Below are 20,279 nucleotides of genomic sequence, written 5' to 3' on the forward strand. Positions count from 1 at the left end.
AAAAAACGATGTAAGGTACAGCTTGCTGTATTTCAACCTGATAAATTGCCCTGACATGGAATTTTTATGGAAAAGGGAAGCATCTCCGTTAGCTTAGCAACGAGAACATTAGGGAACTTGGAACACTCCCGGAGAAACACCCCGAAAATGAAAAAAGTATATGGCATTCTATTGGTCATAGTGCTGGCCATTGCATTAAGTTACTGCAGTACATCCCCTGTACAGCAAGAAGAGCAGGACTACACCGAAGCAACCCTTGGCAACGAAAAAATTACAGTAGACCCCGTTAAAATGGAGGAAGACCTATTAAATCTGGTGAATCTTCACCGTGAATCTATTGGGTTGACCATTTTAAGCAAAAGTGACCCCGCCTATAAATATGCCGAAGAGCATAACGACTACATGATTTCAAAAAATACACTTAGCCACGATAACTTTCAATCCCGGGCAGAAAAGATTGCCGAGGAAACCAATGCAATCAGTGTATCTGAAAATGTGGCCAGATACTATGTTTCAGCAGAAAAAACTTTGGAAGGCTGGCTCAACAGTTCATCCCATAAAGAAGCCTTGGAAGGTAATTTTTCGCATACCACCTTGAGCGTTCAATTGGATAAGCAAGGTAGACCTTATTACACACAGATATTCATTAAAGTGAAATAATCAACCCATTATATTTTGGAAAATGGGCCGGCTACCAAGCTGGCCTTTTTTATTAATCGCTATGTTGGCAGCAAGGTTTTTTTTACCTTTCGTAAAATCTTTGAACATGGCAATACAGGAACCTTTCAGTCTAAATAAATGGATTGAGGAAAACCGAGATACCCTAAAGCCTCCGGTAGGCAATAAAAATTTATACAAAGAGTCTGGGGATTATATCGTAATGATCGTAGCCGGCCCAAACGCCAGAAAGGACTATCATTACAACGAGACCGAGGAGCTTTTCTATCAGTTAGAGGGAAATATTGAAGTCCATATCCAAGAGGGGGGCCAAAAAAAGACCATGAAGCTGGGACCTGGGGATATGTACCTTCATCCCGCCAAGGTTCCCCACTCGCCCACCAGACAAGAAGGCTCCATTGGGTTGGTAATCGAGCGAAAACGAGCCCATCTTGATGCCGAAGACGGTCTATTGTGGTTTTGCGACAACTGCAACCATAAATTATACGAGGTCTACTTTAAACTAAACGATATAGAAAAAGACTTCTTGGGTCATTTTAAACACTTTTACGGTTCGGAAGACTTACGCACATGCGACAATTGTGGTACGGTTATGCCTGTGGATGAACGTTTTGTTGCCAAGGAAGAATGATACTCATTGTAGCAAAAATTATTATCGGCATTGTGGCAGTCCTGCATATTTACTTTTTGTGGTTGGAGATGTTTGCTTGGACCACAAGAGCAAAAAAGGTTTTCCGCTCTTTACCTGAGCATTTGTTTGAGCCAACCAAAACATTGGCCGCAAACCAAGGACTGTATAATGGATTCTTGGCTGCTGGACTGATATGGTCGTTGCTAATTGAAGATATTTATTGGCAAATCTATGTGGGATTATTTTTTTTGGGCTGTGTTGTTATTGCAGGTATGTATGGAGCAGTTACCGCATCAAAGAAAATATTCACGGTACAGGCACTACCTGCACTTGTTGGCATAGTTCTTTTGTTGGCTCATCTATTCCTGTAAACCGTTCATTCTCTGAGAGATTATTTGTATAATTGTAAAAATATAACAATACACTCTTAAAAAGTTATAAATGTCAAAAACAGCAACTGCTTTTGGAATAGAAGAAGCCCTAAAAGAATTGGGCCTGAAAGAAATAAACAATGGTACTTCCACAGGAAAAGATTGGTTTTCCAATGGTGACATCATAGAATCGTATTCTCCGGTTGATGGAGCCCTTATCGGGAAAGTAAGGTCAACAACCCGGGAAGATTACGAAAAAGTAATTACTTCCGCCCAAACAGGTTTTAAAAAATGGCGTACCATGCCAGCTCCGCAAAGAGGGGAAGTGGTTCGAAAGTTTAATGATGAACTGCGTAGGTTAAAGGAGCCCCTTGGTAAACTGGTGTCTTATGAAATGGGCAAAAGTTATCAGGAAGGGCTGGGAGAGGTACAGGAAATGATAGACATTTGTGATTTCGCCGTAGGCCTATCCCGACAATTACATGGATTGACCATGCACAGTGAGCGTCCCGGTCATAGAATGTACGAGCAATATCATCCTCTAGGAGTGGTCGGTATTATTTCCGCGTTTAACTTCCCGGTGGCCGTTTGGTCTTGGAACACCGCTCTGGCCTGGGTCTGTGGAGATGCCTGTATCTGGAAAGGTTCCGAAAAAACACCAATGACCTCGGTTGCCTGCCAAAATATTGCTGCACGGGTATTTTCTGAAAATGGAGTGCCGGAAGGTATTTCTTGTTTGATCACCGGCGATTATAAAGTTGGCGAATACATGACCAAAGATGAACGAATTCCCTTGATCTCAGCTACAGGTTCAACCAGCATGGGGAAAATAGTGGCCAAAACTGTTGGGGAAAGACTAGGAAAGTCATTGTTGGAACTCGGCGGGAACAATGCCATTATCGTAACGCCCGATGCCAACATAAAAAACACAGTGATCGGTGCCGTTTTCGGTGCCGTGGGTACTTGCGGACAGCGTTGCACCTCTACTCGTAGGTTGATTGTGCACGAAGACGTCTATGACAAGGTCAAGAATGCCATTGTGGACGCGTACAAGCAAATCCGCATTGGTAATCCTCTCGACGAAAACAACCATGTTGGGCCATTGATCGATAAAGATGCCGTAAAAAATTATTTGAACGCACTAGAAAAAGTGAAGGCAGAAGGAGGTAACATCTTGGTTGAAGGAGGAGTTCTGGAAGGTGAAGGTCATGAAAGTGGTTGTTATGTAAAACCAGCCATCGCTGAAGCTGAAAATCATTTTGAGATTGTCCAGCACGAGACTTTTGGCCCTGTTTTGTACATTTTAAAATACAGTGGTGATTTGGAAAATGCATTGGATATGCAAAATGGGGTAAGACAAGGTCTATCATCGGCCATAATGACGAACAACTTAAGGGAGGCCGAAAGATTCCTATCCGTTGAAGGTTCGGATTGTGGAATTGCCAATGTGAATATAGGTACTTCCGGAGCTGAAATTGGTGGTGCCTTTGGTGGTGAAAAAGAAACTGGTGGTGGTAGAGAAAGTGGTTCCGACGCATGGAAGGTGTATATGCGAAGACAAACAAACACAATCAACTACACTACCGAGCTACCGCTCGCACAGGGTATTAAGTTTGATCTATAAAAAAGAAAAGCCGCCCATTTGGACAAAGTGCCAAATGGGCAGTCTTTAAAACCAACTTAACTAACTCAAACTTAACTTTAAAACCCTATTTCAGTGCCGGATCATTGTCGGGAGAAACAGGGTTCTTCACTTAATGTTGAATTCCAAATTTCAAAATATTTAATGGAGAAATTAAGCGGTATGTTACAATTGGTTCCGAAAAGTGTATAGTTGGTATATTTTGTTTTATCCTTTGTTTTTGATTTTTCCTACAAAACCAGATTGTTTTTGCAAATAGTGTAGTTTTCGAGCGTTTTATTTAATTATTTGAGATTTTTTTGGTACTTTAAATAGGAACTACGCACAGTTGATTCAGCGACTATGGATTTGTTAAGTTCTACCATATGGTATTGGGTAATTTTGGCCGTTACCGGGATAGTTTCGGGTGTCTTGGGATATGTTTTTGGAAAATCAGACACTTCTTCCTCTTCAGATAAATCTATTGAACTGAATATACTGGAAATTGAAAATGCCAAATTAAAATCGGACCTTGAGACTTGCAGAAAACGCTTGGATTCCGATCATACCAAAAGCTTTAAGTTTGATTCTAAAATAAAGTTTTCAAAAAATGAAGATTTCGTTTTTCACGTAAACGAAGCCAAAGCCATTTTTGGAAAGAGTATCAAGGAAAATGATCTAAAGCTTATCGAGGGAATCGGGCCCAAAATCGAAGAACTCTTCCACAATTTTAACATCAAAACATGGAAAAGCCTATCAGAAACCCCGGTTGACAAATGCCAAGAAGTGCTTGACTCAGGTGGAAGCCGATACCGAATACACGACCCGGCCTCTTGGCCCATGCAAGCAAAAATGGCCTACGAAGGCCATTGGGAACAACTATTCGATTGGCAAGAAAAGCATAGAGCTGGAAAATATTGATAGAAACAAGACTGACCTGTCTTCCTATATCATTCCGTTGGCCTCTACCCACTTGAATCGATATTGATCTTGTGAAAATTGCATACGCTCCGAGATTCGTTGCAACCTTTCCGGAAGCTTCATGAGATATACCCTGGCCTTTTCCGCTTGGTCGGACAACCCTCTCAAATTTCCGATTTCCCAATAGTCGTTCAGCTTTTTCAGGATATCTATATAGTCTTGTGCTGTATACACTCCCAAACGCTGTGCACAATTGGAGAACTGCTCAAAGGCTTCACCAATGCTTCCTCCAGATTCCCTTAAAAAATGGGCGGGCATTACAATCTTTTTCTTCATCATATCTGCAAAGGCCAATACCATTCCATCGGGATCTTGCCCCATAATGGTCTTTACAAATTCACGATAGGCCAAATGATGCCTCATTTCATCTCCGGCAATGATGGTACACATTTTGGCCAACAACCCATTTCCTTTTTGCCTGGCCATCTTCCCGACACGCTTATGCGATATATTGGTGGCCAATTCTTGAAATGTAGTGTACACAAAGTTCTTATATGGATCTCTGTCCGTTCCAATGTCAAATCCATCAGAAATTAGGTGTTGCGTAGTAATTTCTATTTCACGCATGTTCACACGGCCCGATAGGTACAAATATTTGTTCAGGACATCGCCATGGCGATTCTCTTCCGCTGTCCAGGCACGCACCCATTTGCTCCAGCCGTTTTCTTTTCCGCTATGTTGGTCTATCCCTTCAACATCCATTAACCAAGACTCATATGTAGGTAGGGCCTCTTCTGTTATGGTATCGGCAACCAAGGTCACCCAAAAATCATATCCGAGTTCCTTGGCCTCGCCACGAAGCTTTTCAACCTCATCAAAAAATTTATCACTTTGGGAATCCGGCAAAAAATCTGTGGGCTGCCATATTTTTTCGGTCGGAATAAGATACTCGTTCATAAAACCGTCAACCTTGGGCTCAATGGCCTGCATCACTTCCAATCTTACATTCTTTATCGACATACTACGGGGTTTTTTACAAAGGTCTTTATAATTTACTGAAATTAACTCAAATTCCTTCCTCTTTCTCCAGGATAAAATGTATGAACCGGATCGCTTTGCCAAAATTCTTTGGTTTCTACATCCAATATCGTCAAACCGCCTTTAAAAGCAGCTCCTGTATCCACGTTCCAAACATTGGCCTTGTTCTGTGGTTTTACAAACTCTTTCTTGGATAGCGGAGTGTGGCCAATGTAAACCTCTTTGTAATGGGTCAGTCGCTTCGGGTACTTGGCATCCGTTGGCCCAAGATCGGGGTCCATGGCCGTGGCCAACTCCCATAATGTTCTGTCCCAATAAAAAGATTGCTCAAAATATTCATAATCTATTCCCTTGAGGTTGGTGTAGCCTGCATGCAGATACAATCTGTTATCATTCTCCAAATGATAATTTTTGAGACTTTTATAAAACTTGATATGCTCGTCCCATTTGTCCCTATCAGCATTTAGATAACTGTTTCTTGTAGCAGTTCCACCATGAGCCAACCACTGCGGGTTTTCATTTTGGTCGACCAGCCAGGCCCTGCAAAGTTCATCATGGTTGCCCCTGATAAATGTGCAATGGTACTCGCTTTGCAGTTGAATCAAAAAGTCCACGGTTTCCACTGCCGTGCTCCAGCCATCAACATAATCGCCCAAAAAAATAATATGATCTTTCGGAGTTATTTTGGCTTTTGTCAAAAGTTGTTCCAAAGCCCTTACCCCGGAATGGATATCGCCCACTACCAGTGTTCGCATAAAATAGTTTTTGACAATATTACATACAAATGGTTTGCCGATGAAAAATCATGGCGGCTTTATCACGCATTTAACCTAGAATTCAAATAAACCTAACCGTTTTTTGGACATGGTATTATTTTCTATGTACCTTAGAATATTCCGAAAACGATATGAAAAAAGTATACTGCATTGGCGAAGTGTTGATAGATTTCGTTGCCGAACGACAAGGAAGCGACCTTTCCAAAGCAAACCAGTTCACCAAAAAAGCAGGCGGAGCACCGGCCAATGTGGCCTGTGCTATTTCCAAATTGGGGGGCAATGGAATCTTTATTGGATCCGTTGGTGATGATCCCTTCGGTAAATTTCTTTTAGAAACTTTGAAAAGTGAGGGGGTCGACATTTCTCTGGCCCAGTTGTCGGATACCTTTACCACACTTGCCTTTGTTTCCCTTTCAGAAGATGGGGAGCGCGATTTTGTTTTTAGCCGGGGGGCCGACAAAGAACTCAAGTACAACCCGGATCTAAGGAAGAACCTTTCTGGAAACATACTTCACCTTGGAGCGGCGACCGCTCTTTTGGGTGGACCATTGGAAAAAACATACGGCAGATATCTTTTTGATGGGCTTACCAAGAATATGTTCATTTGTTTTGACCCCAATTTTAGAATCGATCTTTGGAAGGATGATGAGGAAACTTTTATAAAAAAGTGCATGCCATTTGTGGAAAAATCCCATTTGTGCAAGTTCAGCCAGGAAGAAGCACAACTGATTTCGGGGAAGGAAGACCTACATGAGGCATGCGATGCCCTGCATAAGGTGGGAACAAAAATAATCACCGTTACTTTGGGAAAAGAAGGGACCTTGCTGAGCATGAACGGCAACAAAAAAGTAATTCCCAGTGTAAAAGTAACCCCTGTTGACACCACAGGTGCCGGCGATGCCTTTATCGGATGCCTATTATACCAAATTTCGGATTTGGGCAATTTTGAACCTGTTTTCGAGGATTTCTCATTGCTTGAAAAAATGGTCGCTACCGCCAACAAGGCCGGTGCCATTACCACTACCAATTACGGAGCCATTGTGGCATTGCCCACAAAGGACCAGCTCGATAAATAAATGAACCAAGCCAGCTTACACAAACTAATTGCACAGAAAGAAAAGGATGCCGAAAAGCTCTTTGAGCTGCGATTGGCCACCAACCTTACCTTGATTCAAAAGCAGTTCTTCTCCTTATACCCCGAAGAACATCACGAAAAAGATTTTCAGAAACTCTTGAGGCTTCTTCCAAAATTGTTTACCGAAAGGCCCGACCACTTAAAAAGGCAAGATCTTGAGCGTATCAACACAGCAAATTGGTACCAGTCCGACAAGCTCATGGGGATGCAGCTTTATGTAGAGCATTTTAACAAAGACATTAAAGGACTTCAAGAAAAAATACCCTATTTCAAAAAACTTGGGATCAACTTTTTGCATTTGATGCCCATTACTACAAGGCCAAAAGGGGAAAGTGACGGTGGATACGCGGTGAACAACTATCTGGAGGTGGACAAAAAATACGGTTCCAAAGAAGATTTACTGGAATTGACCAAGGCCTTTCGCAAAAACGGTATCTACTTGATGCTGGATTTTGTGGTCAACCATACCTCCGACGAATTTTCGTGGGCCAAAAAAGCGAAGAAAGGTGATAAAAAATACCAAGGCTACTATTACACCTATGAGGATTTTGCCATCCCAGCAGAATTTGAAAAAACCCTGCCGGAGGTATTTCCCGAAACCTCGCCGGGCAATTTTACCTATATCCCCGAAATGGACAAATGGGTAATGACGGTCTTCAACAGTTATCAATGGGACCTCAACTATACCAATCCCGAAGTGTTTTTGGAGATGCTCACCAATTTGGTAAAGCTAACGGATTTGGGGGTGGATGTAGTCCGTTTTGATGCGCTTGCCTTCCTTTGGAAAAAAATCGGAACCATTTCCCAAAACCTGCCCGAAGCACATAACCTCATCTCCTTGTTCCGATTGTGCCTTCAAGCGGTGGCGCCCGGCGCCATACTTTTGGCAGAGGCCATTGTGGCCCCCACTGACATTGTAAAATATTTTGGGGAAGAGGAAAAACGGGGCAACGAATGCGAAGTGGCCTATAACGCATCTTTGATGGCGCTTTTATGGAATTCCATCGCCACCAAAAAAACACAATTGCTCTATAAAAGTTTGATGCACGTTCCGCCCAAACCAAAGGATTGCACATGGATCAATTACATTCGTTGCCATGACGATATTGGATTGGGGTACGAAAACCATCTGATCCAAGAACTGGGCTGGAATCCCGAAATGCATAGAAAATTTTTGCTGGACTATTATTGCCAACGATTGGATTGGTCGCCTGCCACGGGACTGCTTTTTATGTACAACCCAAAAACGGGAGATGGTCGCATCACGGGAAGTGCAGCTTCTTTATTGGGACTTGAAAAAGCCATCAAAACCAAAAACGAAGCGTTATTGGAAGAGTCGGTAAAGAAAATTGTTCTGCTGCACGGCATCACATTGGCTTTTGGCGGCATTCCGTTGATCTACGCTGGGGACGAAATTGGAACACTGAACGACTACTCCTTCCAAAATGATGCTTCCAAAAAAGGGGACAGCCGATGGGTGAACCGCCCGATGCAGGATTGGGAAACCATCACAAACTTGGACAAGGAGGATTCACCCCAATCCAGAATATTCCATTCCCTTCAGAGACTCATCAAAATAAGAAAGGAAGACTCCGTTTTTGCCGACCATAACAATCTTGAACTGTACCATACAGGAAATGACCATGTTTTTTCTTTTGAAAGGACAGAGGACAAAAAAGGGCTATTGGTCATCTGTAATTTTGATGAAAACCCACAGGTTATTGATAGTGCTTGGATCAAAAAATTGGGCTATTTCAGTAAAGGAGAGCCGCTGGATTTGGTATCCGACGAAAAAATGGGCTTGAACAGTGCTCTTTTGGAACTAATGCCCTACCAGATGCTCTGGCTAATGAAATCCTAGGCATACCTGACCTTTCGCAATATCCGTTGCGACTCTTTCAGTGATTGGTATATGTGGCTATCATATGCTTTTAACAATGCCCGTGCACCGTCCATTTTATCCTTGGCCTCTTCAAAACCGTTCAAATAACAAATGAGGTATGTCGCGGGAAGGTGTGTCATATCCGTGTGTTCGGAATCCGTGAGGGGAATATGGCTTTCCAGCTTTTTGAGCAGGGCATTGTTCGTGTTGTACACGTGGTACAACGTTTTTTTATCAAACTGTGGCGGTTCAAATATCAATTTGTTGTTGATGGTATACTTGCCATTGTCCGAAAATGTGATCGTCATTTCTTCCAAGGGGTAATATTTCTGTTGAGATCCCAAACCCAGTTGCACATATTCCAACGTTTTGAAAGAATCGTCATCGTAATCAATGGTAATTTCATCCAAAGCCGAATAGAACAATTTTACCTGTTCGTTGATGAGCTCAATATCCACTCGGGAATAATATATCTTTCCCTTTACTTTTTTCTTGTTGCCTGCCCAACAGACGACAAACTGCTCTTTGAACACTTTGTAATCGCTTGTTAAATCCGGATGCCTTGTATTGAAAAAGTTCAACACGGCATCCAAAGTATACTCGATATTGTTCCGGGCATGCTGCTCAATGGTGGCGACCTTATCGGAATTGATGTCCTTCAACGTTATATCAAAAGCTTTGGGCAGGCTTATGCTTCCTTCACGAAAGAAAACGGCTCCCCCGTAGTACTTCCAGATATTTTTACGGAGGGCACAGACCTTTCCGTTCGATCTGATGGTGACCAACCCGACCACCTTGCCTTCGGGCAAGTGGGGAAAGGGAATATTTTCATAGGAAATCAGAGGTGGGTTGTCCAAATAGGCATTGACAAGGTTTTGGATTTTGCTGTCATCAAAAAAATCGACGCCAACAATCGTATTGTCCTCATCCTCCACTCCGATTACGATAAAGGAATTGTTTTTGGGGTTGCTGTTGGCCAAAGCGCAGACATGCTTTAAAAACTTGGCCTTGCCTTCCTTTTCCCCGATGGATATAAAACGCTTTTTGTCGTAAAAACTATTCTCGTCGTTGTGGGCCAGTAAGTTTTTTACGAGTAGGCGTTTATTGATCATAATTCCTTGTTCACAATTGTGCTGCTGGCCTGTGCGGTGGGCATTACCACAAGATCGGCAATGTTCACGTGATATGGCCTTGTGACCACAAACAGAATAATGTCCGCAATATCCTCTGGTCTTAAGGGTTGAAATCCTTTATATACATTAGCTGCCCTTTCCGAATCTCCCTTGAACCTTACATCGCTGAATTCCGTTTCCACCAAGCCCGGGTTTACGGCACCCACGCGAATTCCGTATGCATTGAGATCTATACGCATACCTTGGTTGATGGCATCCACCGCATGCTTACTGGCACAGTATACATTTCCATTGGGGTACACTTCCTTACCGGCCGTGGAACCAATATTGATGATATGGCCCGATTTACGTTCCGTCATTTTCGGGATGATGGCCTTGGACATGTAGAGCAAACCTTTTACGTTGATGTCCAACATCGCATCCCAATCATCCGGGCTGCCCTTATCTATGGGGTCCAATCCGTGGGCATTCCCAGCATTGTTGACCAAGATATCGATCTCGGAAAATTCCTTGGGCAAACTTTCGATGGCCGAGAAAACATCCTCACGATTTCTGACATCAAAATTAAGCGTGAAAATGTCCGTATCTCTTCCCAACTCATTTCTGAGTTGCTCCAAGCGCTCCTGTCTCCGCCCGCAAAGAATGAGATTGAAACCTTGCTTTGCAAAAAGTTTGGCCGTTGCTTTCCCAATTCCGCTCGTTGCCCCTGTAATCAGTGCTATTTTTGCCATTTTCAATTTTTACGGAACATCATGTCCTTGACTTGCCACCAAAAGTGTAAACCAATCCTGAAGTTCCAGTTCTATTTTTACGGCCGCAGCCGATTGTTCAATTCTTTTCTTGTTCGTAGTTCCGATCACCGGGTGCACGTTGGCGGGGTGTTTTAAGATCCACGCCAAAAGCAACTGGCTTTCGGTTGCATTGTACTTTTCCATTAGGGGCGGCATCGCTTCTTTGATCCGCTCCACCCGTTCGTCGGTTTCCCTAAAAAAGCTGCCCAACGGACTCCAGGCCATGGCCATTCTTTTGTTGAGGATGCAATCATCAAAGGTTCCATCGTACATGGGGTCGTGGTGCGTTAAGGAAAATTCTACTTGGTTCCCTTCTACAGGGATGGCATTTTCCAACATGGCCACTTGGGAGGTCGTAAAATTGGACACCCCAAATTGTTTGATCTTTCCACTTTGTAACAAATGTTGGGCGGCCTCCGCCATTTCATCGGGCTGCATCAGGGGACTTGGTCTATGCATTAAAAAGAGGTCCAAATAATCCGTATTCAACTTTTTCAGGGACTCCTCCGCCGACCAGATAATATACTCCTTATCGTATTGGTAATGATTGACTTTATTGTTCCTGCCGCGGGTCATTTGAATCCCACACTTGGTGATCAATTGGATGTCCTCCCTTTTTATTTTGCTATCCTTAAAAGCGGCTCCAAAATCGCCCTCGGTAGAATAGCTGCCGTAAATGTCGGCGTGGTCAAAAGTGGTGAGTCCACATTCGATGCTGTGGTGCATCAATTCGATCATTTCATTCTTGGAAAGTTTTTTCCCCCAACTTCCCCAGGTCATTGCTCCCGATATAATGCGGGAAAATTTCGTTGTCTGTTCCATATGCGCTGAAAGTATAAAATTAAACCCTTAAATCCTTCATAAAACTAGGGGTTTAGCGTTTTTTTTAACCATTAATTAACAGGCAGGTTTTAAATAAATTTTCATTTTGCACACCTTAGTTAAAACCCCGACCTTAACACCAAACAATAAAAGTATATAATGGAAGAAAACACTACTATTGATATTAGTGCTGTGAATGAGAAAATTGCCCAAGAAAGCGCTTTTATTGACCTTTTAAAGGTTGAAATGAACAAAGCGATAGTAGGGCAGACCCATATGGTCGAACGCTTGCTCATTGGTTTATTGGGCAAAGGGCACATTCTGCTCGAAGGTGTTCCCGGACTGGCAAAAACACTTGCCATCAACACCTTGGCAAAAGCCGTGAAAGGAAGTTTCAGCAGAATACAGTTTACTCCCGACCTTTTACCTGCCGACGTTGTTGGTACGCTTATCTACAACATAAAGGAGAACGATTTCTCCATAAAAAAAGGACCCATTTTTGCCAACTTTGTATTGGCAGATGAGATCAACAGGGCCCCTGCCAAAGTACAGTCCGCCCTTTTGGAGGCCATGCAGGAAAAGCAGGTGACCATTGGTGACGAGACCTTTATTTTGGATAAACCATTTTTGGTAATGGCCACCCAAAACCCTGTGGAACAAGAAGGAACCTACCCACTTCCCGAAGCGCAGGTAGACCGATTTATGTTGAAAACGGTAATCGATTATCCTAAACTCAACGAGGAGCAGCTCATTATACGCCAAAACCTGAGAGGTGCGACCGAACCTGTAAACCCCGTGGTTTCTTTGGAGCAAATTCTAAGGGCCCAAGAAACGGTACGTGAGGTTTATATGGATGAAAAAATTGAAAAGTACATTCTCGACATCATCTTCGCAACGCGATACCCGGAAAAATACAATTTGGAAAGCTTGAAGCCGCTCATCAGTTTCGGTGCTTCCCCGAGGGGTAGTATCAACTTGGCCAATGCATCCAAATGCTATGCGTTCATCAAGCGAAGAGGTTACGTGGTTCCTGAGGATGTAAGGGCCGTAGTGCACGATGTACTTCGCCACCGCATCGGGATCACCTACGAGGCCGAGGCAGAAAATATTACTTCCGAAGAAATCATCAATAAGATTGTAAACGAGGTAGAAGTGCCTTAGCGGTTCAATGTTTATCGGAATAAGTAGCAATACTTTTAACCAACCCGAAAACCTATTTTTTTGAACCAAATGGATACAAAGGAACTACTAAAAAAAGTACGTAAAATTGAAATCAAGACCCGGCGTCTTTCCGACCATATTTTTGGTGGGGAATACCATTCTACGTTCAAGGGTAGGGGGATGACGTTCAGCGAGGTGCGCCAATATCAGTTTGGTGATGATGTGCGAAGCATTGACTGGAACGTGACCGCTCGCTACAACGAGCCCTACGTGAAGGTCTTTGAAGAGGAGCGCGAACTTACCATGATGCTGATGGTGGACGTGAGCGGCTCGGAACTTTTCGGCACCTCCAACCAGTTCAAAAAAGACATTGTCACCGAAATTTCGGCCACGCTTGCCTTTTCCGCGCTTCAGAACAACGATAAGGTCGGTGTGATTTTGTTTTCCGATGAGGTGGAACTCTTTATCCCGCCAAAAAAAGGAAAAAGCCATGTGCTCCGAATCATCCGGGAACTATTGGAATTTCATCCAAAAAGCAGCGAAACCAATATTGCGGAAGCCTTGAAGTTCCTGACCAATGTAATGAAGAAAAGAGCCATTGTTTTTGTGCTTTCGGATTTTATCGCCGACGATTACGACAATACGCTTCGCATTGTGGGCAACAAGCATGATGTTACAGGAATACGGGTGTATGATGAGCGCGAGGAAACCATCCCAAACTTGGGCATGGTGCAAATGCAGGATGCCGAAACAGGAGAGATTCAATTGGTGAACACCCAATCCAAACAAGTACGTTCCGCTTACGGACAACATTACAAGGACAAAGTGGCCTATTTTTCCAATTCCTTTAATAAATCTGGATCCGGTGTAATCAATTGTCGGGCGGACGAAAGTTATGTAAAAAAGCTATTGGGCTATTTTAAACGAAGAGGATAATGCGAATGGACAACCTACATAAAATTGGAAGCGTAAAAGGAGCCCAACACATTTTGGGTGCTTTTTTGTTACTGATGCTTTTACCTACGCTCGGTTTTTCGCAAACAGGCCCAAAAGTCGATGCCGAAGTGGACACCTTGGCCATTAAAATTGGGGAACAGATCAAATACAAGATTACCGTAGAGACAGATTCCACCGATGTAGTTTTCTTTCCCGAGGGCCAAACTTTTTCCCCACTTGAAACCGTAGAGGCCATAATGGCCGACACCCTCAAAAATGATGACAAGGTCATTCTTCAAAAAATATATTCGCTCACACAGTTTGATAGCGGTGCATACACCATTCCCCCACAGCGAATCGCCATCAACGAGCAACCCTTTTTCACGGATTCCTTTCAAGTAAAGGTCTCCGATGTGGTCGTGGACACCACTAAACAGAAGATGTACGACATCAAACCTTTGATTGAGGTAGAGCGAAGCACGGCCGATATGTGGCTTACCGCACTTTGGATTCTTTTGGGGCTGATTGTGGTCGGAGGATTGGTCTATTGGTTCTTTTTGCGAAAAAAACCATTGACCGAGGAAGAAAAAGTCGCCTTGCTCCCTCCTTATGACCGAGCGTTGATGGAGCTGAAAAAACTGGAGAATTCAAGGTATCTCATTCAGGATGAGTATAAACAGTACTATTCCGAGCTTACCGATATTGTTCGTTCCTACTTGGAAGAAGACGTACACGTATCAGCCATGGAGAGTACCACCTCGGAGCTCATCACCAAATTGGAAATGTTGCGCGATGCCGGGGAACTTAAGTTAGAGGATGATACCATCCAACAATTTCAAAAAATATTGCAGACCGCAGATTTGGTAAAGTTTGCCAAGAACAAACCAGCATCATCCGTTGCGGAACAGGATAGAAAGTTGGTCGAAGAAATTGTGACCAAAACCCATCAAGGCCTTCCGGAACCAACCGGGGAAGATTTGTTGTTGGATGAAGAATATTTGGAAGAACTTGCAAGAAAAAAACAACGAAAAAGAATCTATTGGGCCGCGGCCATTTTTGCAGGGATCATTGTGCTGGGCGGCATTGGGTCAACCATTTATTTTGGAACCAAAAAAGTGCGCGACACCGTTTTTGGTTACCCCACCAAAGATTTATTGGAGAGTGAGTGGGTGGCCAGCTCGTATGGTTTCCCTCCCATTCAGATAGAAACTCCGGAGGTTTTGGTGCGCCAAGAGCCACAGCTACCTAAAGAAACAGAGGAGCTCATCAAAGAACTTCAGGCCTTTTCCTATGGAAGTTATGTTGGTATTTTTTCCGTAAGCACAAGCTCCATCACCTTTAAAGAAGAAAAAGAAGAGCCTCAATTTGATGCGGTTATCGGTTCCACCTTAGCCAATTTTGAACAACTAGGTCTCAAAAACATTATTACCAAACAAGAAGAATTTGTTACCCAATCCGGTGTAAAAGGGATAAAAACTTATGGTACCGGAACTCTGGAACGACCCAATGGAGACTCCAAAAGGGCCAAATACAACATTCTTACTTTTGGTGGTAAAGGTTTTATCCAGCAAGTGGTGATCACTTGGGAAGAGGAAGATGAATATGCAGAACAGATCGTTGACCGGATTTTAGGAAGCCTTGACGTAAAAACACAAGTATAAATGTTTGAGAATATAGAATTTGCAAACCCTGAATTTTTCTGGCTGCTATTACTGCTGCCATTGGCTTTGCTGTGGTATTTTTTCAAACGGAAAAATGAAATGGCATCCCTACGTATTTCCAGTATCAAGGGATTTACAGTAACCAGCTGGGCCTCAAAATTGAAACCCATCCTGCTAGTAATTCGCCTGTTGGCCTTGGCTGCCATTATAACGGCATTGGCAAGACCCCAAACGGAGGATATTTCAACTCGTACAAAAACCACAAAGGGTATCGACATTGTGATGGCCATTGATGTCTCGTCCAGTATGTTGGCACGTGACCTTAAACCCGACCGCCTGACCGCCTTAAAAGAAGTAGCGGCCGATTTTATCGAAGGGCGCCCAAACGACCGAATCGGTTTGGTAAGCTATGCCGCTGAAAGTTACACCAAAACCCCAATTACCAGCGACAAAGCCATAGTATTGAACTCTTTGGAGGAAATCACCTATGGTGTACTGGAAGACGGTACAGCCATAGGAATGGGACTGGCCACATCGGTCAACCGCCTAAAAGAAAGCAAGGCCATCAGTAAAGTTATCATTCTTTTAACGGACGGTGTCAATAATTCTGGCTTTATTGAGCCTAGAACCGCCGCCGATCTTGCAATCGAATTCGGGATTAAAACATACACCATTGGTATAGGAACCAACGGAAACGCATTATCCCCGATCGCATATAACAGAGATGGGTCTTACAGGTACGGAATGCGACAAGTAGAAATCGATGAGGAATTGCTTGAAGAGATTGCCGATGTAACCGGTGGAAAATATTTCCGTGCTACCGACAATGAGTCTTTGGAAGCTATTTACGACGAGATCAACAAATTGGAAAAAACAGAAATAGAAGAGTTCAAGTATTACAAATACGAGGAAAAATTCAGGCCATTGATTTTCTTGGCCGGAATATTATTGTTGTTGGAATGGGGATTGCGAAACTCCATCTTTAAAAGTTTTATTTAGAAGATGATTCAGTTTGACGAAAAAATATATTTCTACCTCTTGGCCATAATCCCGGTTATGGCCCTGGCGTTCTTTTTTCTTCAAATTTGGAAGAAAAAAACACAGAAGCGTTTTGCTGATTTAAAGCTACTGAGACGTTTGGCGCCAAATAAGTCAAACTTTAAATCCACACTTAAATTAGTACTCTTATTGATGGGTATTTCGGTTTTGGTTTTGGGACTGGTGAATCCAAAAATCGGCACAAAATTGGAAACCGTAAAACGCGAAGGAGTAGATATTGTATTTGCACTTGATGTTTCCAAAAGTATGTTGGCAGAGGACATAGCGCCCAACCGATTGGAAAAATCCAAACGCATTGTCTCGGAGATCATCAACCAATTGGCCAGCGACCGAATCGGTATCATTGCCTATGCCGGCCAGGCCTATCCCCAACTCCCCATCACTACGGACTACGGAGCGGCAAAAATGTTCTTACAGAGCATGAACACCGATATGTTGTCCTCACAAGGAACGGCCATCAACGCAGCCATAGATTTGGCCAGCACCTACTATGACGATTCCCAGCAAACGAACAGAGTACTTTTTATTGTTTCGGATGGAGAGGACCACTCCGAAAGTTCTACCATAAATGCCGTTGAAAAAGCTACACAAAATGGAATCCGTGTGTATACCATTGGGGTAGGTAGCACCAAGGGGGCTCCGATTCCCATCAAACGAAACGGAATCGTGGAAAGCTTGAAGAAGGACAACGAAGGAGAAGTGGTCATTACCAAACTGAACGAAAACGTATTGACAGAGATTGCCAATCAGGGCAATGGCGAATATATTGATGGTTCCAACACGGAAAATGCCGTGGAATACATCAAAGAAGAACTGAACCGAATGGACAAAACGGAATTTGAAGCCAAGCAGTTTGCCGAGTACAAGGATCAATTCCAATGGTTCCTCGCCGCAGGCTTTTTATTTCTATTTTTGGACATCTTCGTTTTGGATAGAAAAACACAATGGTTGAAAAAACTGAATCTTTTTAATGAGCACGATGATGAACAAGATTAAGTTGATGTTTGGACTATTGCTATGTTTTGGCGCGGTCCAAGCCCAAGATGACATTACCGAAAAAGCGAACAGAGAAGCAGAAAAAGCATTGCAAGCCTCTAAAAACCTCACCTTTGAGGCAAATGAAGAGCTTACCTCCAACGATTTTGTAACGGCAGAGGCCGATTACAGGAAAGCCATATCCAAGAGCAATAAAAATGCTGTGGCAAGATTTAACCTAGGTAACGCTTATTACAACAGGGAAAGTTTTGGCGAAGCCTTTGGACGCTACAAGGAAGCCAGCGATGCTGCCGAAGATAAAGGAGAAAAGCATAAGGCTTTTCACAACATGGGCAATGTATTCATGAAGCAGAAAGACTACAAGCAAGCTGTTGAGGCATACAAACAAGCACTTCGAAAAAATCCCAACGACGACGAGACCCGTTATAATCTTGCTTTGGCCAAAAAAATGCTCGAAAAACAACAGGACGAGCAAAAGAACGACCAAAACCAGGACAACGAGGACAAAAAAGACCAAGAAAACGAGGACAAGGATAAAAACAAGGACCAGAACAACGAAGGGGGCGATAACGAGAAGAAGGACAAGGGCGAACAAAAAGAAGACGAAAACAAGGATAAAGGTGACCAAGGTGATAATGGTGAAAACAAGCCCGAAGAAAATAAAGAGGGCGAAGGCGATAAGAAAAAAGAGCAAGAGAAGAAACCTAATGAAGGTGACCAACCCAATGACAAACAGCAACAGCCAAGACCCAACCAACTTTCTGAGCAGCAAATCCAGAATTTACTAGAGGCCATGCAGAACGAAGAGAAAAAGGTTCAAGAAAAAATGGAGGCCCGTAAGGTTCGTGGGAAAAAAATCAAAAACGAGAAGGACTGGTAATGGAACTGTTGAAGAGCAACATATTGCTTTTTTTGGGAATGTTCCTCCTCGTGGGGATTCATTCGCATGCCCAAGACGAAACCGAAGGGGTAGAATTCACCATGAACCTAAGCAAAGAGGAGTTGGGGATCAACGAGCGTCTTCGTGTGGATTTTACCATGAACAAGGATGGAGACAACTTTAAGCCGCCACAATTTGAAGGATTCAATGTGGTCATGGGGCCATCACAGTCTATCAGCTCATCTTGGATAAACGGCAAAAGAAGCTTTTCCAAGACCTACACTTATATTTTGGTCCCCACTGCAAGGGGCAGCTTTACCATCAATCAAGCAACCATAGAGATTGCAGGGCAGACCTACAAGACCACACCGCAAAAAGTTGAGGTTACGGCGGCAGTGGACAAACCCAATTCTCAGAAAACCGTAGACGATGTTGCCGACGAGAACCTTCATCTGGTAGCAGAGGTATCCAAAGGCAACCCGTACATGAACGAAGCCGTTACGGTCATATACAAACTGTATGTGAGTCCTAACGTTAGTGTTACCAACTATCGCCCATTGGACAACCCTACGTATAACAATTTTTGGAGCCAGGACATTCCTGTGACCAAGCATACTGCACAAAATGGAACCTATCAAGGCAAACCATACCGCTACGTGGTCTTAAAGCGTGTTGTGCTATACCCTCAAAAATCCGGTCAATTGAGCATTGAACCGCTTTCCTTGGAAATATTTGTGGACGTTCCAACGAACCGTCGTGACTTTTTCGGCGGAAGGATTTATACCTCAACCAGCAAGACCGTATCCGCAGGAAGCAGAACCATCAATGTCAAACCATTGCCAGAAGCCGGAAAACCAGCAGGTTTTAGCGGTGCTGTCGGTGATTTTGACTTTTCGGTAACCACTAGCAAAACACAGTTGAACGCCTCGGAATCGCTACAGGCAAAGGTGGAAGTTTCAGGAAAGGGCAACCTTAAATTGTTCCAACTCCCGGAACCTGAACTTCCCAGTTCATTGGAAGTCTACGATCCAGAGTATGAGGAATCCATAAATACATACAGCTCTGGTATGGAGGGCAAAGTGTCCAACAATTACACTATTGTACCGTCATTTAGGGGAAAATACCCTATACCAAGCATATCTTTCAGCTTCTTTAATCCAGGTACCGGCAAATACGAGACCATACGTTCGGAAGAAATAAATATCGAGGTGATAGAAGGACCAACAGCCAGTTCAGGAACTTTGGCCGGTCCATCATCCAACAAACAAATGGTTGTTCCCACGGGCGATCAATTCCACTTTATCAATATAAACCCAAACCTAAGTGCCATTAGTTCAGAAAAATTCTTTGGCTCCAACCTATTCTTCATTTTATTGTTTGCTCCATTAATATTGATTCCAATTGCCATTTTTACGTTTAAAAAACGGGAAGCAATAGCTAGTGATGTTGTGGGCAATAAAATCAAAAGAGCAAACAGATTGGCCAGAAAATATCTGTCAACGGCCAAAAAGGAACTCGGTAACAAAGAAGCCTTTTATGTGGCCTTGGAAAAGGGGCTGCACAATTATTTGAAAGCCAAATTACATATTGAGACATCTGAGTTCAGCAAGGATAAAATTACGAGCATCCTTTCTGAAAAAAATGTAAACAATTCGGACATCCAAGGCTTTATAAGTTTATTGACCAGTTGTGAAATGGCACGTTACAGTCCTTTCTCCAATGTACAGATGCAACAGGATTATGAAAAGGCGAGTGAGGTAATCTCTAATTTGGACAAACAACTATGA

General features: G+C 43.2%; 19 protein-coding genes. 14 read left to right on the top strand and 5 right to left on the bottom strand.

Annotated features, from left to right (window positions below; translation table 11 throughout):
- Nucleotides 1-147: 147 nt before the first annotated feature.
- From J0656_RS01045 to J0656_RS01065, 5 genes are all read left to right on the top strand, one after another.
- The gene (locus J0656_RS01045) at nt 148-660 is read left to right on the top strand and encodes a CAP domain-containing protein (protein WP_207030858.1); all 513 of its coding nucleotides are present in this window, start codon (nt 148-150) and stop codon (nt 658-660) included.
- Between the two features lie 106 nt (nt 661-766).
- Nucleotides 767-1,309, top strand: a complete 543-nt coding sequence (locus J0656_RS01050; RefSeq protein WP_207030860.1) for a 3-hydroxyanthranilate 3,4-dioxygenase — start codon at nt 767-769, stop codon at nt 1,307-1,309.
- Nucleotides 1,306-1,680, top strand: a complete 375-nt coding sequence (locus J0656_RS01055; protein WP_207030862.1) for a DUF1304 domain-containing protein — start codon at nt 1,306-1,308, stop codon at nt 1,678-1,680. Before J0656_RS01050 ends, J0656_RS01055 begins: the two co-directional genes overlap by 4 nt.
- Before the next feature lie 70 nt (nt 1,681-1,750).
- A complete protein-coding gene (gene amaB, locus J0656_RS01060) occupies nt 1,751-3,304 on the top strand; it encodes an L-piperidine-6-carboxylate dehydrogenase (protein ID WP_207030864.1) in 1,554 nt (517 codons plus the stop codon).
- Between the two features lie 360 nt (nt 3,305-3,664).
- Entirely contained in the window at nt 3,665-4,222 is a 558-nt protein-coding gene (locus J0656_RS01065) for a hypothetical protein (RefSeq protein WP_207030866.1), read from the top strand.
- Between the two features lie 24 nt (nt 4,223-4,246).
- Here J0656_RS01065 and J0656_RS01070 read toward each other — a convergent pair whose 3' ends face one another.
- Entirely contained in the window at nt 4,247-5,242 is a 996-nt protein-coding gene (locus J0656_RS01070; protein WP_207030868.1) for an acyl-ACP desaturase, read from the bottom strand.
- A 41-nt stretch (nt 5,243-5,283) separates the two neighbouring features.
- A complete protein-coding gene (locus tag J0656_RS01075; RefSeq protein ID WP_207030870.1) occupies nt 5,284-6,015 on the bottom strand; it encodes a metallophosphoesterase family protein in 732 nt (243 codons plus the stop codon).
- Nucleotides 6,016-6,167: 152 nt separating this feature from the next.
- Between J0656_RS01075 and J0656_RS01080 the strand changes: the two genes are divergently transcribed.
- Complete coding sequence (locus J0656_RS01080) at nt 6,168-7,112, top strand: carbohydrate kinase family protein (protein WP_207030872.1); 945 nt, start codon at nt 6,168-6,170, stop codon at nt 7,110-7,112.
- On the top strand, nt 7,113-9,032 hold the full coding sequence (locus J0656_RS01085; RefSeq protein WP_207030874.1) for an amylosucrase: 1,920 nt from the start codon (nt 7,113-7,115) through the stop codon (nt 9,030-9,032).
- Here the strand turns inward: J0656_RS01085 and J0656_RS01090 are convergent.
- From J0656_RS01090 to J0656_RS01100, 3 genes are read right to left on the bottom strand one after another with little or no spacing between them, the layout of a single operon-like run.
- Nucleotides 9,029-10,165: an ATP-binding protein gene (locus tag J0656_RS01090; protein ID WP_207030875.1), complete on the bottom strand. Its 1,137-nt coding sequence runs from the start codon at nt 10,163-10,165 to the stop codon at nt 9,029-9,031. The genes J0656_RS01085 and J0656_RS01090 overlap by 4 nt on opposite strands.
- The gene (locus J0656_RS01095) at nt 10,162-10,917 is read right to left on the bottom strand and encodes an SDR family NAD(P)-dependent oxidoreductase (protein ID WP_207030877.1); all 756 of its coding nucleotides are present in this window, start codon (nt 10,915-10,917) and stop codon (nt 10,162-10,164) included. Before J0656_RS01095 ends, J0656_RS01090 begins: the two co-directional genes overlap by 4 nt.
- A gap of 9 nt (nt 10,918-10,926) precedes the next feature.
- Nucleotides 10,927-11,799, bottom strand: a complete 873-nt coding sequence (locus J0656_RS01100; protein ID WP_207030879.1) for an aldo/keto reductase — start codon at nt 11,797-11,799, stop codon at nt 10,927-10,929.
- Between the two features lie 159 nt (nt 11,800-11,958).
- On the opposite strand from J0656_RS01100, the gene J0656_RS01105 reads away from it, so the two are divergent.
- The 7 genes from J0656_RS01105 to J0656_RS01135 all read left to right on the top strand — a co-directional run bounded on the left by J0656_RS01105 (nt 11,959) and on the right by J0656_RS01135 (nt 20,279).
- The gene (locus J0656_RS01105; RefSeq protein WP_207030881.1) at nt 11,959-12,960 is read left to right on the top strand and encodes an AAA family ATPase; all 1,002 of its coding nucleotides are present in this window, start codon (nt 11,959-11,961) and stop codon (nt 12,958-12,960) included.
- Nucleotides 12,961-13,029: 69 nt separating this feature from the next.
- Nucleotides 13,030-13,896: a DUF58 domain-containing protein gene (locus J0656_RS01110; RefSeq protein ID WP_207030883.1), complete on the top strand. Its 867-nt coding sequence runs from the start codon at nt 13,030-13,032 to the stop codon at nt 13,894-13,896.
- Nucleotides 13,896-15,557, top strand: coding sequence for a hypothetical protein (locus J0656_RS01115; RefSeq protein ID WP_207030885.1), 1,662 nt, complete (start codon nt 13,896-13,898; stop codon nt 15,555-15,557). The genes J0656_RS01110 and J0656_RS01115 overlap by 1 nt, the downstream gene beginning before the upstream one ends.
- Nucleotides 15,558-16,556 (top strand): vWA domain-containing protein, encoded by a 999-nt coding sequence (locus J0656_RS01120; RefSeq protein ID WP_108245753.1) that lies wholly within the window; start codon nt 15,558-15,560, stop codon nt 16,554-16,556.
- Nucleotides 16,557-16,559: 3 nt separating this feature from the next.
- Nucleotides 16,560-17,612 carry a VWA domain-containing protein gene (locus J0656_RS01125; protein WP_207030887.1) on the top strand — a complete coding sequence of 351 codons (1,053 nt, stop codon included), beginning with the start codon at nt 16,560-16,562 and terminating at the stop codon, nt 17,610-17,612.
- Nucleotides 17,599-18,492 carry a tetratricopeptide repeat protein gene (locus J0656_RS01130; protein ID WP_207031530.1) on the top strand — a complete coding sequence of 298 codons (894 nt, stop codon included), beginning with the start codon at nt 17,599-17,601 and terminating at the stop codon, nt 18,490-18,492. Before J0656_RS01125 ends, J0656_RS01130 begins: the two co-directional genes overlap by 14 nt.
- Entirely contained in the window at nt 18,492-20,279 is a 1,788-nt protein-coding gene (locus J0656_RS01135; RefSeq protein ID WP_207030889.1) for a BatD family protein, read from the top strand. Before J0656_RS01130 ends, J0656_RS01135 begins: the two co-directional genes overlap by 1 nt.

The sequence above is a fragment of the Flagellimonas aurea genome, assembly GCF_017313785.1.
Classification (GTDB): Bacteria; Bacteroidota; Bacteroidia; order Flavobacteriales; family Flavobacteriaceae; genus Flagellimonas; species Flagellimonas aurea.

Coding starts and splice junctions, on each gene's coding strand:
- J0656_RS01045 (WP_207030858.1), top strand. CDS start 148: ATGAAAAAAGTATATGGCATTCTATTGGTCATAGTGCTGGCCATTGCA.
- J0656_RS01065 (WP_207030866.1), top strand. CDS start 3,665: ATGGATTTGTTAAGTTCTACCATATGGTATTGGGTAATTTTGGCCGTT.
- J0656_RS01115 (WP_207030885.1), top strand. CDS start 13,896: ATGCGAATGGACAACCTACATAAAATTGGAAGCGTAAAAGGAGCCCAA.
- J0656_RS01120 (WP_108245753.1), top strand. CDS start 15,558: ATGTTTGAGAATATAGAATTTGCAAACCCTGAATTTTTCTGGCTGCTA.
- J0656_RS01050 (WP_207030860.1), top strand. CDS start 767: ATGGCAATACAGGAACCTTTCAGTCTAAATAAATGGATTGAGGAAAAC.
- J0656_RS01090 (WP_207030875.1), bottom strand. CDS start 10,165: ATGATCAATAAACGCCTACTCGTAAAAAACTTACTGGCCCACAACGAC.
- J0656_RS01070 (WP_207030868.1), bottom strand. CDS start 5,242: ATGTCGATAAAGAATGTAAGATTGGAAGTGATGCAGGCCATTGAGCCC.
- J0656_RS01085 (WP_207030874.1), top strand. CDS start 7,113: ATGAACCAAGCCAGCTTACACAAACTAATTGCACAGAAAGAAAAGGAT.
- J0656_RS01095 (WP_207030877.1), bottom strand. CDS start 10,917: ATGGCAAAAATAGCACTGATTACAGGGGCAACGAGCGGAATTGGGAAA.
- amaB (WP_207030864.1), top strand. CDS start 1,751: ATGTCAAAAACAGCAACTGCTTTTGGAATAGAAGAAGCCCTAAAAGAA.
- J0656_RS01105 (WP_207030881.1), top strand. CDS start 11,959: ATGGAAGAAAACACTACTATTGATATTAGTGCTGTGAATGAGAAAATT.
- J0656_RS01110 (WP_207030883.1), top strand. CDS start 13,030: ATGGATACAAAGGAACTACTAAAAAAAGTACGTAAAATTGAAATCAAG.
- J0656_RS01080 (WP_207030872.1), top strand. CDS start 6,168: ATGAAAAAAGTATACTGCATTGGCGAAGTGTTGATAGATTTCGTTGCC.
- J0656_RS01135 (WP_207030889.1), top strand. CDS start 18,492: ATGGAACTGTTGAAGAGCAACATATTGCTTTTTTTGGGAATGTTCCTC.
- J0656_RS01130 (WP_207031530.1), top strand. CDS start 17,599: ATGAACAAGATTAAGTTGATGTTTGGACTATTGCTATGTTTTGGCGCG.
- J0656_RS01075 (WP_207030870.1), bottom strand. CDS start 6,015: ATGCGAACACTGGTAGTGGGCGATATCCATTCCGGGGTAAGGGCTTTG.
- J0656_RS01125 (WP_207030887.1), top strand. CDS start 16,560: ATGATTCAGTTTGACGAAAAAATATATTTCTACCTCTTGGCCATAATC.
- J0656_RS01100 (WP_207030879.1), bottom strand. CDS start 11,799: ATGGAACAGACAACGAAATTTTCCCGCATTATATCGGGAGCAATGACC.
- J0656_RS01055 (WP_207030862.1), top strand. CDS start 1,306: ATGATACTCATTGTAGCAAAAATTATTATCGGCATTGTGGCAGTCCTG.